The sequence below is a fragment of the Streptomyces sp. NPDC007863 genome (assembly GCF_040633895.1).
GTDB lineage: Bacteria > Actinomycetota > Actinomycetes > Streptomycetales > Streptomycetaceae > Streptomyces.
Genome location: NZ_JBEYEI010000002.1, coordinates 356,406 through 371,057, shown reverse-complemented (window position 1 = coordinate 371,057; position 14,652 = coordinate 356,406). Strand labels below are relative to the sequence as shown.

Annotated in this window: 8 protein-coding genes; 4 read left to right on the top strand and 4 right to left on the bottom strand. The window is 71.6% G+C overall.

Annotated elements, in window-relative coordinates; translation table 11 throughout:
* Positions 1–53 precede the first annotated feature (53 nt).
* Positions 54–422, bottom strand: coding sequence for a MerR family transcriptional regulator (locus tag ABZ621_RS04300; RefSeq protein ID WP_360600517.1), 369 nt, complete (start codon positions 420–422; stop codon positions 54–56).
* A gap of 68 nt (positions 423–490) precedes the next feature.
* On the opposite strand from ABZ621_RS04300, the gene ABZ621_RS04295 reads away from it, so the two are divergent.
* Entirely contained in the window at positions 491–1,414 is a 924-nt protein-coding gene (locus tag ABZ621_RS04295; RefSeq protein WP_360600515.1) for an aldo/keto reductase, read from the top strand.
* On the opposite strand, the gene ABZ621_RS04290 is transcribed toward ABZ621_RS04295, so the two are convergent.
* Positions 1,409–2,128: a VWA domain-containing protein gene (locus tag ABZ621_RS04290; RefSeq protein WP_360600514.1), complete on the bottom strand. Its 720-nt coding sequence runs from the start codon at positions 2,126–2,128 to the stop codon at positions 1,409–1,411. The two genes, ABZ621_RS04295 and ABZ621_RS04290, sit on opposite strands and share 6 nt — an antisense overlap.
* 64 nt (positions 2,129–2,192) lie before the next feature.
* Here ABZ621_RS04290 and ABZ621_RS04285 point away from each other — a divergent pair, with 64 nt between their 5' ends.
* From ABZ621_RS04285 to ABZ621_RS04275, 3 genes are read left to right on the top strand one after another with little or no spacing between them, the layout of a single operon-like run.
* Entirely contained in the window at positions 2,193–7,307 is a 5,115-nt protein-coding gene (locus tag ABZ621_RS04285) for a caspase family protein (RefSeq protein ID WP_360600512.1), read from the top strand.
* The gene (locus tag ABZ621_RS04280) at positions 7,304–7,630 is read left to right on the top strand and encodes a hypothetical protein (protein WP_360600510.1); all 327 of its coding nucleotides are present in this window, start codon (positions 7,304–7,306) and stop codon (positions 7,628–7,630) included. Before ABZ621_RS04285 ends, ABZ621_RS04280 begins: the two co-directional genes overlap by 4 nt.
* A complete protein-coding gene (locus tag ABZ621_RS04275; RefSeq protein ID WP_360600508.1) occupies positions 7,627–8,079 on the top strand; it encodes a hypothetical protein in 453 nt (150 codons plus the stop codon). The genes ABZ621_RS04280 and ABZ621_RS04275 overlap by 4 nt, the downstream gene beginning before the upstream one ends.
* Positions 8,080–8,175: 96 nt before the next feature.
* On the opposite strand, the gene ABZ621_RS04270 is transcribed toward ABZ621_RS04275, so the two are convergent.
* Both ABZ621_RS04270 and gltB read right to left on the bottom strand, forming a co-directional pair.
* A complete protein-coding gene (locus tag ABZ621_RS04270; RefSeq protein WP_360600506.1) occupies positions 8,176–9,636 on the bottom strand; it encodes a glutamate synthase subunit beta in 1,461 nt (486 codons plus the stop codon).
* Positions 9,629–14,203, bottom strand: a complete 4,575-nt coding sequence (gene gltB, locus ABZ621_RS04265) for a glutamate synthase large subunit (RefSeq protein ID WP_360600504.1) — start codon at positions 14,201–14,203, stop codon at positions 9,629–9,631. The genes ABZ621_RS04270 and gltB overlap by 8 nt, the downstream gene beginning before the upstream one ends.
* Between the last annotated feature and the right edge of the window lie 449 nt (positions 14,204–14,652).

Here is a 14,652-nt window from a genome sequence, read left to right as displayed (position 1 = left end):
GGCGTCATGATCCCCCTCGCCCCGGAGGGCGGCCAGGGAATTCCGGCGGTCCGTCATCCGGCGGCGTCCGCGAGGGCCTTGCCCTCGGTGGCGGCGACCAGGGCCGCCAGCGAGGAACGGGCGCCCTGGAGGTCGTGGATCCGGGCGTCGATCGCGTCGAGGCGGGCGATCAGGAGGGGGCTGAGGCAGGGCTCGATCTCCGCCTCGCTGCCGCAGACGCAGTCCAGGACCTCGGCGATGACCCGGGTGGGGAGGCCGGCGCCGAGGAGGGCGCGGATGCGGCGGACGACGGCCGGGGCGTCGGGGCCGTAGCGGCGCTGGCCGCCCGGGGTGCGGTCCGGGACGAGCAGGCCCTGCTCCTCGTAGTAGCGCAGCAGCCGGACGGCGACGCCGGTCTCCTGCGACAGCTCACCGATCTTCATGTGACCCCCCTCACATCGCACGGCCGGAGCTTGAAGCTCACATCCATGTGAGCTCCTAGCGTCTCCCCATGACGACGAACACGACGAACACGAACACGAACACGACGACGGACACGAACGACTCCACCGTATTCCGGCTGGGCGGCGACCTCCCCGTGCGCCGCATCGGCTACGGCACCATGCGGCTCGCCGACGGCCCTTCGGACCCCACCGGGCCCGAGGCCCGGATCTGGACGGCGCCGGCCGACCGGGCGGCGGCGGTCCGGCTGCTGCGGACGGCCGCCGACGCCGGGGTGACGCTCTTCGACACGGCGGACGCGTACGCCCTGGGCGCCGGCGAGGAGCTGCTCGCCGAGGCGCTCGCCCCGTACGGGGACGAGGTCGCCGTCGCGACCAAGGTGGGCGTGGTGCGGCCCTCCCCCACCGAGTGGGTGCCGCTCGGTCACCCCGCCTATCTGCGCCAGCAGGCCGAGCTGAGCCTGCGCCGGCTCCGTACCGAGCGGATCGATCTGCTCTACCTGCACCGGCTGGACGAGAACGTGCCGGTGGCCGAGCAGCTCGGGGCCCTGCGGCGGCTCCGGGAGGAAGGGAAGGTCCGGCACATCGGGCTCTCCGAGGTGACGGTGGCCCAGTTGGCGGAGGCCGAGGCGGAGGCACCGGTCGCGGCGGTGCAGAACCTGTACAACCTGGCGGCCCGCGACCACGAGGCGGTCCTGGAGCACACCGCCGGGCGCGGCATCGCCTTCGTGCCCTTCTTCCCGATCGCCATGGGCGGGCACGCGGCTCCGGGCGGCCCGGTCGCGGAGGTGGCCCGCGAGCTCGGGGCCACCCCGTCGCAGACGGCCCTGGCCTGGCTGCTGCACCGGGCGCCGCACGTCCTGCCGATCCCGGGCACCTCCTCCGAGCGCCATCTGAAGGAGAACCTGGGCGCGCTGGACGTACGGCTCACGGACGAGCAGTTCGCCCGCCTGTCGGCCGCGCCGGCGTCATGACCGGACGATGCCCTGAGCGCGGGCGGCGGTGAGCCAGCGGGGGAACTCGCCGACCAGCCGGTCGTACAGCTCCGCGTCCGCGAGCCGGCCGGGCTCCCTCCCGGCGTGGAAGAAGCCGGCGTTGTCGACGCACCGGCGCTCGGGGACGGCGAGTTCGTCGAGCCGGCGCAGGAAGTCGAACTGCTTGCTGCCGGGGTCGCCGAAGCCGACGAACTGCCAGAAGATCGGCAGCCGGGCCGCCTTGCAGACGTACCGTTCGGCGGCGAGCCGGTTGACGGGGCCGCCGTCGGTCTGGAAGACGACGAGCGCGGGCGCGGTGGCCCCGCTGTCGAGGTAGTGGTCGATGACGGCGTCCATGGCGAGGTGGTAGCTCGTCTTGCCCATGTGGCCGAGGCCGGCGACGATCCGGTCCACCCGCCCCTGGTGGTCGTCGAGGCGGATCTCGGTCTCGGCGTCGACGTCGGTGGAGAAGAAGACGACCGGCACCCGCCCGTCGTCGTCGAGCTGCGCGGAGAGCCCGAGGACCCGGTCGGCGAGCGCCTGGACGCTGCCGTCCCGGTAGTACGGCTTCATCGAGCCGGAGTAGTCGACCACCAGGTAGACGGCGACCCGCTGCCCGTCGACCCCGTGCCGGCGCAGCGACTCCCCAGCCGTCTTGTAGAGGCCGACCAGCGCGGGCGCCTCCTCCTCGACCTTCCGCAGACTCAATGCCATGAGCCCCCCTCTCTCTCTTCTGGAATCATGGCCGTTCGGGGCGGAGCGAGGGAAGCGGGGGCGTGTGGGCACGACGGCGGAACAGGGTACGGAGGCGGCGACGGGCGTCCGCAGGGCTCTGCTCATCGGGGTCCGGGACACCGGAATTCTGGCGAGGCACCCGCGTCTCGCCGCGCTCTACCCGCCTCTGGAGTGCGTCGACGGCGACGTCCGCCGCATCGAGGAGGCCCTGCTGGCCTCGGAGTACGAGGTGCGGTCCTTCCACCCGGGACATGAGCAGGACGATCAACGCGACACCTCCCAGGGCATGATCACGCAGGCCATGGTGGACTTCCTGGGGGAGTGCTCCCCCGGTGACACGGCCTTCGTGTACGTCTCCAGCCACGGCGTCACCATCGACGGCAGCGACTACCTCCTTCCCTCCGACGCCCGGCACAGTGCCGACGGCACCCTGATCGCCAAGACTCTCGTCGAGACGACCGTGACCGACCTGCTGGGCGAGGTCCCCGCCGGCGTGACCGTCGTGGTCTGTCTGGACACCTGCCGCACGGAGAGCACCGGAACCGCCTTCCGGAAGAACCGGACCGCCGCCGGCGACGCGTACGACAACGTGGTCTGGCTGCGGGCGAGCAGCCGGGGCCAGGCGACCTTCGCGGACCGCGAGCGCGGCAGCTACTTCGGCCTCGCCCTGTCCGAAGCGCTCTCACCGGCCCATCCGCCGCAGACGCTCGGCGAGATCAAGGGGTTCGTCCAGGGGCGCATCGGCCGCCTGACCCGGACGATGCAGGGCCCGCCCCCGACCGTCGAGCTCGACCCCGCTCCGGGACGCGAGGCGTGGGCGCGCGAACTGCCCCTGTGCAGCGGCTCCGAGGAAACCGTCCGCTGGGCGAGGATCGTGGCCGAGTCGGCCCTCTGGCGGCACACCTCGGGCAGCGCCGAGGTCCACGAGCGGGTCAAGGAGGGGCTCGCCGACCTGGCGGCGGAGGTCGCCAGGAGCCGGGTCGTCTCGGAGTCCCCGCTCGACACCCCCTGGCACGACGAGACGTACCCCGAACGGGTCGTCCACCTGCTCGGCCGTCTCGTCGAGGACGCCGGACTGGACCCCGCCGACCGCCTCTCCCCCGCCGAGACGGCGGCCCTGCTCGCCGCGCCGCTCCTGCACGAGGGCGTCGTCGCCGTCGCCCTGAGCGAACTCACCCGGCTCCGTCCGGACCGGCTCGACCGGTGGAACGAGGACCGGGGCGAGGATCCCGTCAAGGACGACGACCGGCTCGTGTGCGAGGCCGCCGCCGACACCTGCCGGGCCCATTCACGGGTCGCCCTCGCGGGAGAGGCACTGCGCCGCCGCCACCTGACGGACGCCGCCACCGCCGCCGACCACTGGCTGCGCCACCGGTTCATCGCGGACTGGGACGGGCTGTGGGACCGGGGCAACGGCTACGGCGCCGTCCACCGGCTGCTCGACATGGTGGTCACGGCGGTCTCGGCCGGCGCGGACGGCGCCAGGCCCGAACCCCGCGTCGTCGGACAGCACGTCCGCCGGGTCCTGCCCCACATGACGGTCGCCCCGGGCTCCGGCCCCCGCATCGACGACACCGGCACACCCCACTGGAGCCGGGACGAGCGCCCCGTGCCCGGCAACAGATGGCGCGACGGGGAGCTCGCCCGCCTGCTGTGGTTCGCGGCGCTCCTCGCCGCCGATCCGCGCCGCATGTCGAGCGTGCTCGTCGACCACCTGGGCGCGCACCGGCCGCTCGCCCCGGCCGAGGTGGTCGACAGACTCGCCGGCCTCGGCTGGGAGACGGTCGAGCGAGACGGCACGACGGGGTACGCGCTCCGCCTCGACTGCCCGCATCCGGCGCTGCACGCCGCGCTCGAAGAGCTCGTGGCGACGGCCGACTCCTCCGTACGCACCCTGCACCGGACCGCGCGGAGCGAGGGGAAGGACGTCGCCGACCTGCTCCGCGGGGTGCCCCGCCGGGTGACCGCCGACTTCCTGAAGCCCATGGACCACTCGTACACGAAGCCCCTGGAACGCTTCCGCCTCGCCGAGGACGAGATCCGCCCTCTCCTCATGGGCACCCAACTGTACGGCGACCGGATGCTGGCGGTGCGCGAGCTCTACCAGAACGCCCTGGACGCCTGCCGCCACCGGAAGCTGCGGGTCGAGTACGGCCGCAGGCGGGAACGGTACAGCGGCGCGGACGGCGACCCCGTGATCCGCTTCGTCCAGGGGTACGACGGGGACCGCCTGTACATCGAGTGCCACGACGGAGGCTCCGGGATGAGCCGCGAGAAGGTCACGTCGATGTTCGCCCGCGCCGGCAAGCGGTACGAGCAGGATCCCGAGTACGTCCAGGAGCGCCGGAACTGGCGACGGGTCGGCATGGAGCCGATCCCCTTCAACAGCCGCTTCGGCATCGGCGTGTTCAGCTACTTCATGCTGGCCGAGGAGGTCACGGTCAGCACCGCCGCGATCGACCAGCACGGCAACCTCGACCGTGCGGTCTCCCCGCTCCAGGCCACCGTCCAGTCCGGCTCCGGCCTCCTCCAGATCCGCGAGACGGCCACCGGCCCGCAGCTGGGCGGCACGGTCGTCCGTCTGTACCTGAGCCCGGAGGACGCCGAGACGGAATCGCCGTCGGTGGTGGAGACGCTGCGGCGGCTCCTGTGGGTGAGCGACTTCCCGGTGACGGCGGAGGAGCAGGACCGGGACGGCAAGGTGATCCGCTCGGAGGAGTGGGAACCCGGGGTGCTGCAGGCGTCCGAGGACCGCGCCTTCGAGTGGTTCGGCGACCCGGCGCCGGCCGGTGCGAACTGGATCGTGCAGGGGAAGGGACAGCTCCTGCTGGACGGCGTGGTGGTGGAGAACGCGCCCGAGGTCACCGGCTTCGTCTTCAACCTCCGGGAGAGGCACCGCCCGGTGCCGAGCGTGGATCGGAACTCCCTGCTCTCCTACGACAGGAGAGCGGTGGAGGAGGAGATCCTTGCGGGGATCCCGGAGGCGGCCGGGGCTCTCGGCGAGGTGTCCGTGCCGTGGCTGTGGGACGTGGCGACGGCCGAGCCATGGCTCCTCGTCCACCTCTTCGACGTCTTGCCGGCGGACACCATCGGCGTCTTGGACTCGGACCCGGACGACTACCGGACGTTCCACTCCCGCATACCCGTGCGAGGCGCGGGAATCTTCGCCATCGACCGCTCGCATGTCACTGAAACGCGCCCCACTGGTGACATTCTCCAGGAGACCTGGCGGCTGACCTCCCTGGGTGTCGAACGCCCGTCGGATAGCTCACTCTCGTTCGCGCACTACCCGGAGCCCGTCGGCCTCGACGCAATGCTCGTGACCCCCGGCGCCTTTATCGACGGCTGGCATACGGCGATCCGGGCCGCCGCCCTCGCCAAGACCCCGCTCGTACGGAGCATCCGGGCCTTGCGCCGCTACGCCATCGCCGGGGTCAAGGTCCCGGCTGTGCGCAGTATCACCGCGCTGCGCGAGGTCGGCGTTCCCCGCTCCGCGATGGCGGACCTCTGCCGGTTGTACGAGACCGCCCCCAGGCGGACTACTTCCGCGTCCCCGGCGCTCCACGCCCCCTTGCTGGCTTTGGCCGCAAGACGCGACATGCCGCCCTCCGCCCTCGTCCCCGACCTGTGCGCCCTGTGGAACCTCGGCGTCGAAGTCCCCCCGCCGGACGTGCTGGCGACCATCGATCTGCAGACGAAGCCGCCCTCCTGGGAGGTCGAGCGCCTGACGTCGTTGGGTCTGGACCTGGACGCGTGGCACCCGGCCACCGTGCACCCGACCGACCTGCTCTGGCGTGCGCCCCGGCCCGCGCAGCGACGTCGCCTGGCCGAGCGCATCACGGCCTGGGAACCGCTCGGATTCCGTCTCGCCCCCACGGTGAGCGAGAGGACCCTGGACCACCCTCCCCTGACCTCCATGGAACTGAGGCTGCTGTCGAGGGACGTCGACGGGCTGCCTCCTTGGCTTCCGGCGGGCCGGCTGACCATGCGCCAACTCGTCCAGCGCAGCGCCGCGCTGCGACGACCACTCGGCGCCGTGGCCCGGGAGATCGCCGACCTGGAACCCGCTACCGGCGTGTCCGTACCGGAAGTCCCGGCGCAATGTCTGACGTGGATCCCGGCGCCCTGGTCCGTACAGGAGGAGGATTCCGGCCCTGCCACCGCGTCCGGCGACGAAGCGCCGCTCAATTCCTGGCGTCTGATCCACGACGTGGAGCGCCACCGCCCCTCCCCCTCCCCCGAGGAGTTCCGCGGGGAACTCACCCTTCTGCAGGCGTGCGGTCTGCTGGCGGACCCTGTCGCCGTCGTCGTGGACCAGTTCGAGCACATGTCGCCCCGTCTCGAGGACCTGCTCGGCCGGGCCTTCGCCAGCTACGCGACGGAGCTGACCCCCACGCATCTCGGGTCAGAGGTTCCCATGCCGCTGTTGCTGGAGTACGCGGCCGACGTCCGCACCACGATGGGCGCCGCCGTCGACGAGCTCGCCCAACTCGACGTCCGGCTCCCGCTCCGTCTCCCCGACCTTCCGGAGGAGGTCGGCTCCCTGGTCCCCCACCACTTCCTCGTACGCCACCTGGTGGGATCCGTGAGAGCGCAACGGGACGGCTCCGGCACCACGCTGACGCACTGGGATCTCCTCCAAGCCACGCGTTCCGCTTACGACACGCTCGGCGCGACGATCGAGGCGTTCGAAGCGTTCCAGCCCCTCGGAGGCCCTGCTGTTCCCGGCGAAGCCACCGGTCCCCTCGCCGCGTTCGAGCCGACCTCCCTCGATCTCGTGGCCTTCAAGGCGGATCTCCTCGGCTCCGGCCGCCTCGGCCCCCTCGAACTCGTCCTCGTGGCGGGCCGCTTCGGCTGGCCCCTCGGGGAGACCTACGACCGATACGCCCCCTTCGGGGCGCTCGGACTCGACGTCACCGTCCCCGAACTGCTCCCGGAGGAGCGGGAGACGACGCCGAACTGGGTCGATGTCGTCGTCCTCACCGAGCAGTTGACCGGGCGGGCACCCGCGCTGGCGGGAACCGTGACGCCCGAGCACGTCGTTCTCCTCTCGGAGGAGACGGAACAGACCCAGGAGTACGTCCTCGACCGTCTCCGACGCTACGCCCGGCTGTTCGACCTGACGCTCCCCGACCGCCCCGGAGGCCCCCGCTCATGAGCTCCGCCGTCCCTTACCAGGCCGACGATCTGCCTGCCACCTCCCCCGTCACCTTCCTCTTCCGGCCGCGCGACGGCGGGGGCGTGGAGGCCACGGGCGAGTGTCCGGTGTGCCGGTGTGTGACGACCCGGGCGTGGGACGCCGTCCAGTACGTCGCCAAGGGGCGCCGGATCGGGAAGAAGGCGGGACTCTTCCCCGATGGGGAGCCGGAGTTCGCGATGTGCCTCTGCGCGACCTGGCATGTGGACCGGCCGGCCGAGGTGCGGGAGGGTTGCGGGGCGTCGTTCTGGATCGCGCCTCCGCCGCCGGGGTCGTCGCTGTGAGCGGGTTCACGCCCCAGGAGCTGCGGGACGCCGAGGCGCGCGTCCGGTCGATGGCGACACCGCCGGAGCAGCTGAGGGCCGCGGTCCAGCAGGCCGAGGGGTACCGGAACTTCCTCACGACCCTCACCGGTCTGCTGACGGTCGTCTTCGTGCTCAAGGGCCAGGAGAACCTGAGCAAGATGACCACCGGGCCCCGCTGGTGGGTCATCGGACTGCTCGCCGGGGCGTTCCTGCTGTTGCTCCTGGCCTCGTGGCTGATGGTGTCGGCCGTCCACGAGCGGCCTGGCGCGACGTTCCCCTCCAGCGCCGCGGGCCTGCTGCGGCACGAGAAGGACCGGGCGGCGAAGGTCCGCCGCAGGACGTCCTGGGCCCGCTGGATGGGGCTCGTCGGGGTCCTCGCGGTGTCCGCCGCCTCGCTGGTCACCTGGATCTTCCCCGGCAAGAGCTGAGAACACCACGACGCCCGCCCCTGAGTCCTTGGTCGGGGACGGGGCGGGCGTCGTTCGGTTCCGTACGCCGTTGTACGGGACGTTCGGTGGGGCCGGTCAGACCAGCAGGGACCGGTCCGTCGGGCGGATCGGGGCCGGCAGGGAGCTGGCGCCGGTGAGGTAGCGGTCCACGCCGCGGGCGGCCGAGCGGCCCTCCGCGATGGCCCACACGATCAGCGACTGGCCGCGGCCGGCGTCGCCGGCGACGTACACGCCGTCGACGTTGGTGGCGAAGTCCGCGTCGCGGGCGATGTTGCCCCGCTCGTCGAGCTCCACGCCGAACTGGGAGACCAGGCCGTTGACGACGTCGGTGCCGGTGAAGCCCATGGCGAGGGTGACCAGCTGGGCGGGGATCTTCCGCTCGGTGCCGGGCTTCTGGGTCAGCTTGCCGTCGACGAACTCGACCTCGATGAGGTGGAGGAACTGGACGTTGCCGTCCTCGTCGCCCTCGAAGTGGGTGGTGGAGACGGAGTAGACCCGCTCGCCGCCCTCCTCGTGCGCCGAGGTGACCTTGTACAGCATCGGGAAGGTCGGCCAGGGCTGGCCCGCGTTCCGCTCCTCGCCCGGCTTCGGCATGATCTCCAGCTGGGTGACGGAGGCCGCGCCCTGGCGGTGGGCGGTGCCGACGCAGTCGGCGCCGGTGTCGCCGCCGCCGATGACGACGACGTGCTTGCCCTCGGCGGTGATCGGCGAGGCCACGAAGTCGCCCTCGACGACCTTGTTGGCGAGCGGCAGGTACTCCATCGCCTGGTGGATGCCGGCCAGCTCGCGGCCCGGGACGGGCAGGTCGCGGGCGGTGGTGGCGCCGGCGGCGACCACGACCGCGTCGAACCGCTTGCGCAGGTCGGTGGCGGTGATGTCGCGGCCGACCTCGACGCCGGTGCGGAACTTGGTGCCCTCCGCGCGCATCTGCTCGATGCGGCGGTTGATGTGGCGCTTCTCCATCTTGAACTCGGGGATGCCGTAGCGCAGCAGGCCGCCGATGCGGTCGGCGCGCTCGTACACGACCACGGTGTGGCCGGCCCGGGTCAGCTGCTGGGCGGCGGCGAGACCGGCCGGGCCGGAGCCGATGACGGCGACGGTCTTGCCGGAGAGGCGCTCGGGCACCTGCGGCGTGACGTCGTTGGCGTCCCACGCCTTGTCGATGATGGAGACTTCGACGTTCTTGATGGTGACGGCCGGCTGGTTGATGCCGAGCACGCACGCCGACTCGCACGGAGCCGGGCACAGGCGGCCGGTGAACTCCGGGAAGTTGTTGGTGGCGTGGAGGCGCTCGGACGCCGCCGACCAGTCCTCGCGGTAGGCGTAGTCGTTCCACTCGGGGATCAGGTTCCCGAGCGGGCAGCCGTTGTGGCAGAACGGGATGCCGCAGTCCATGCAGCGGCCGGCCTGCTTGCTGATGATCGGCAGCAGGGAGCCGGGGACGTAGACCTCGTTCCAGTCGCGGACGCGCTCCGCGACGGGGCGGGTCTGGGCGACCTCGCGGCCGGTGGTGAGAAAGCCCTTCGGGTCAGCCATGGGTCGCCGCCTCCATCATCTTCTCGGTGGTCTCCTGCTCGGAGAGACCGGCGAGCTCAGCGGCGTCCTTGGCGGCGAGCACTGCCTTGTACGTGGTCGGGATGATCTTGCTGAAGCGGCTCACCGCCGCGTCCCAGTCGGCCAGGAGCTTCTCGGCCACGGTGGAGCCGGTCTCCTCCTGGTGGCGGCGCACGACGTCGTGCAGCCACGCCTTGTCGGCGTCCGACGGGGCCTCGACGGCGTCGAGGTTGCCGGAGTTGACGTTGGACCGGTCGAGGTCGATGACGTAGGCGACGCCACCGGACATGCCCGCCGCGAAGTTGCGGCCGGTCTCGCCGAGGACGACCGCCGTGCCTCCGGTCATGTACTCGCAGCCGTGGTCGCCCACGCCCTCGGAGACGACCAGGGCGCCGGAGTTGCGGACGCAGAAGCGCTCGCCGGTGCGGCCGCGCAGGAAGAGCTCGCCGCCGGTGGCACCGTACGCGATGGTGTTGCCCGCGATGGTGGAGTACTCGGCCAGGTGGTCGGCGCCCCGGTCGGGGCGGACGATCACACGGCCGCCGGAGAGGCCCTTGCCGACGAAGTCGTTGGCGTCGCCCTCCAGGCGGAGGGTGACACCGGACGGCAGGAAGGCGCCGAAGGACTGGCCGGCGGAGCCGGTGAAGGTGAGGTCGATGGTGTCGGCCGGGAGGCCGGCGCCGCCGAACTTCTTCGTCACCTCGTGGCCGAGCATGGTGCCGACCGTGCGGTTGATGTTGCGGATCGCGACCTGGGCGCGGACCGGCTGGGCCTGCTCGGCGGAGTCGGCGTTCAGCGCCTCGGCGGCGAGCTGGATCAGCTCGTTGTCGAGCGCCTTCTCCAGGCCATGGTCCTGCTCGATCAGGGCGTGGCGGACCGCGCCCTCGGGCAGCTCCGGCACGTAGAAGAGCGGCTCCAGGTCCAGGCCCTGCGCCTTCCAGTGAGTGACGGCGCGGCTGGTGTCGAGCAGCTCGGCGTGGCCGACGGCCTCCTCGATCGTGCGGAAGCCCAGCTCGGCGAGGAGCTCGCGGACCTCCTGCGCGATGAACTCGAAGAAGTTGACGACGTACTCGGCCTTGCCGGAGAAGCGGTCGCGCAGGACCGGGTTCTGGGTGGCGATGCCGACCGGGCAGGTGTCGAGGTGGCAGACGCGCATCATGACGCAGCCGGAGACGACGAGCGGCGCGGTGGCGAAGCCGAACTCCTCGGCACCGAGCAGCGCGGCGATGACGACGTCACGGCCGGTCTTCAGCTGTCCGTCGGTCTGCACGACGATCCGGTCGCGCAGGCCGTTGAGCAGCAGCGTCTGCTGGGTCTCGGCGAGGCCGAGCTCCCAGGGGCCGCCCGCGTGCTTCAGCGAGGTCAGCGGGGAGGCGCCGGTGCCGCCGTCGTGGCCGGAGATGAGGACGACGTCCGCGTGGGCCTTGGACACGCCGGCCGCGACCGTGCCGACGCCGACCTCGGAGACCAGCTTCACGTGGATGCGGGCCCGCGGGTTGGCGTTCTTCAGGTCGTGGATCAGCTGGGCCAGATCCTCGATGGAGTAGATGTCGTGGTGCGGCGGCGGCGAGATGAGGCCGACGCCGGGCGTCGAGTGACGCGTCTTGGCGACCCACGGGTAGACCTTGTGGCCGGGCAGCTGGCCGCCCTCGCCGGGCTTGGCGCCCTGGGCCATCTTGATCTGGATGTCGTCGGCGTTGACCAGGTACTCGGAGGTGACGCCGAAGCGGCCGGAGGCGACCTGCTTGATCGAGGAGCGGCGCGCCGGGTCGTACAGGCGCTCCGGGTCCTCGCCGCCCTCACCGGTGTTCGACTTGCCGCCGAGCCGGTTCATGGCGATGGCGAGGGTCTCGTGCGCCTCCTGGGAGATGGAGCCGTACGACATGGCGCCGGTGGAGAAGCGCTTGACGATCTCGGAGACCGGCTCGACCTCGTCGATCGAGATCGGGGTACGGCCCTCGGCGGCGAAGCCGAACAGGCCGCGGAGCGTCATCAGGCGCTCGGACTGCTCGTTCACCCGGTCCGTGTACTTCTTGAAGATGTCGTACCGCTTGTTCCGCGTGGCGTGCTGGAGGCGGAAGACGGTCTCCGGGTCGAACAGGTGCGGCTCGCCCTCGCGGCGCCACTGGTACTCGCCGCCGATCTCCAGCGCGCGGTGCGCGGAGGCGATGCCGGTGGCCGGGTACGCCTTGGCGTGGCGGGCGGCGACCTCCTGGGCGACGACGTCCAGACCGGCGCCGCCGATCTTGGTGGCGGTGCCGTTGAAGTACCGGCCGACGAACTCCTCGTCGAGGCCGACGGCCTCGAAGACCTGGGCGCCCCGGTAGGAGGCGACCGTGGAGATGCCCATCTTCGACATGACCTTGAGGACGCCCTTGCCGAGGGCGTAGATCAGGTTGCGGATGGCCTTCTCGGGCTCGATGTCCGACAGGAAGGTGCCGGCGCGGAGCAGGTCCTCGACGGACTCCATGGCGAGGTACGGGTTGACCGCCGCGGCGCCGTAGCCGATGAGCAGGGCGACGTGGTGGACCTCGCGGACGTCACCGGCCTCGACGAGCAGGCCCACCATGGTGCGCTGCTTGGTGCGGATGAGGTGGTGGTGGACGGCGGCGGTGAGCAGCAGCGAGGGGATCGGCGCGTGCTCGGCGTCGGAGTGCCGGTCGGAGAGGACGATCAGGCGGGCGCCGCCCTCGATCGCCGCGTCGGCCTCGGCGCAGATGGCGTCGATGCGGGCGGCGAGGGCCTCGCCGCCGCCGGAGACCCGGTAGAGGCCGGAGAGCGTGGCGGCCTTCATGCCCGGCATGTCGCCGTCGTGGTTGATGTGGATGAGCTTGGCCAGCTCGTCGTTGTCGATCACCGGGAAGGGCAGGGTGACCGAGCGGCAGGAGGCCGCGGTCGGGTCGAGCAGGTTGCCCTGGGGACCGAGGGAGGAGCGGAGGCTCGTCACGAGCTCTTCACGGATGGCGTCCAGCGGCGGGTTGGTGACCTGCGCGAACAGCTGGGTGAAGTAGTCGAAGAGGAGCCGGGGGCGCTCGGAGAGGGCCGCGATCGGCGAGTCGGTGCCCATGGAGCCGATCGGCTCCAGGCCGGAGCGGGCCATCGGGGCGAGGAGGACGCGGAGCTCTTCCTCGGTGTAGCCGAAGGTCTGCTGGCGGCGGGTGACCGAGGCGTGGGTGTGCACGATGTGCTCGCGCTCGGGGAGGTCGGAGAGCTCGATCTCCCCGGTCTCCAGCCACTCGGCGTAGGGCTGCTCGGCGGCGAGGCCGGCCTTGATCTCGTCGTCCTCGATGATGCGGTGCTCGGCGGTGTCGACGAGGAACATCCGGCCGGGCTGGAGGCGGCCCTTGCGGACGACCTTGGCGGGGTCGATGTCGAGGACGCCGACCTCGGAGGAGAGGACGACGAGGCCCTCGTCGGTGACCCAGTAGCGGCCGGGGCGCAGACCGTTGCGGTCGAGGACCGCGCCGACCTGGACGCCGTCGGTGAAGGTGACGCAGGCCGGGCCGTCCCAGGGCTCCATCATCGTGGAGTGGTACTGGTAGAAGGCGTGCCGGGCCGGGTCCATGGAGTCGTGGTTCTCCCACGCCTCGGGGACCATCATCAGGACCGAGTGGGGCAGCGAGCGGCCGCCGAGGTGGAGCAGCTCCAGGACCTCGTCGAAGGAGGCGGTGTCGGAGGCGTCCGGCGTACAGATCGGGAAGATCCGGTCCAGGCCCTTGCCGGCCTTGCTCTCGCCGAAGACGTCGCCGGCGAGCTGGGCCTCGCGGGCCGTCATCCAGTTGCGGTTGCCCTTGACCGTGTTGATCTCGCCGTTGTGGGCGACGAAGCGGTACGGGTGGGCGAGCGGCCAGCTCGGGAAGGTGTTGGTGGAGAACCGGGAGTGGACGAGGGCGATGGCGGAGGCCAGGCGCCGGTCCGACAGGTCCGGGAAGAAGGGCTCCAGCTGGCCGGTGGTCAGCATGCCCTTGTAGACGAGGGTGCGGGCGGAGAGCGACGGGAAGTACGCCCCGGCCTCGCGCTCGGCGCGCTTGCGCAGCACGAAGGCCTTGCGGTCCAGGGCGATGCCGGTGGTCTCTCCGTCGGTGACGAAGAGCTGGCGGAAGGCCGGCATGGTGGCGCGGGCGGTGGCGCCGAGCAGCGCGGGGGCGACGGGGACCTCGCGCCAGCCGAGGACGGTGAGGCCCTCGTCGGCGGCGATGGCCTCGACGGCGGCGGCGGTCTCGTCGGCGCCGTCGACCGGGAGGAAGGCGGTGCCCACCGCGTACGCGCCGGCCGCGGGCAGTTCGAAGCCGGTGACGGCGCGGAAGAAGGCGTCCGGGATCTGGAGCAGGATGCCGGCGCCGTCGCCGGAGTCCGGCTCGGAGCCGGTGGCGCCGCGGTGTTCGAGATTGCGCAGTACGGTCAGCGCCTGCTCGACCAGCGCGTGGCTGGCCACACCGGTGAGGGTGGCCACGAACCCGACGCCGCAGGCGTCGTGCTCGTTACGGGGGTCGTACATGCCCTGGGGGGCGGGGCGACCGTCCATGGGCGACCAGGCGTCGGAACGCATCGGCTCTCCCGTCGTCGTCGTGGCATATGCAGATGCCGAGGGACGACGTTGGCCCTCCGCGAAATTTCGTGCAGGTTACATGATGGCGTGCTTCTCGCCTAGCGGATAGCTCGTTCCAGCATGCGGACACCTCCGACACGGAGCGGTGGTGCGCGTTCACCTGTTTCCTCTGGATGCGGCGGCAGTGACTGCACCGTGACTGCTCCGCGGGGGACGGAACCGTACCGGTCCGTCTCGGAAGGGCCTCATTGCCCAACGACGCTTCTGCCTCTTTCCCGGTGGTCACGGGTTCGAAACCGCCGGGTAACCGGCTACATATGTGGCGTCGTGCATAGTGTCTCACCGCCGCGCGGATTCCGAACAGGGATATGCGTCACAGCGAGAATGAGGCTTGGGTCCCGAAAAGTCATCCCGAAAAGCCCGAAAGGCCCCTTGCGGGGCCCCTCGGG

Coding starts and splice junctions, on each gene's coding strand:
- ABZ621_RS04290 (WP_360600514.1), bottom strand. CDS start 2,128: ATGGCATTGAGTCTGCGGAAGGTCGAGGAGGAGGCGCCCGCGCTGGTC.
- ABZ621_RS04300 (WP_360600517.1), bottom strand. CDS start 422: ATGAAGATCGGTGAGCTGTCGCAGGAGACCGGCGTCGCCGTCCGGCTG.
- gltB (WP_360600504.1), bottom strand. CDS start 14,203: ATGCGTTCCGACGCCTGGTCGCCCATGGACGGTCGCCCCGCCCCCCAG.
- ABZ621_RS04280 (WP_360600510.1), top strand. CDS start 7,304: ATGAGCTCCGCCGTCCCTTACCAGGCCGACGATCTGCCTGCCACCTCC.
- ABZ621_RS04270 (WP_360600506.1), bottom strand. CDS start 9,636: ATGGCTGACCCGAAGGGCTTTCTCACCACCGGCCGCGAGGTCGCCCAG.
- ABZ621_RS04295 (WP_360600515.1), top strand. CDS start 491: ATGACGACGAACACGACGAACACGAACACGAACACGACGACGGACACG.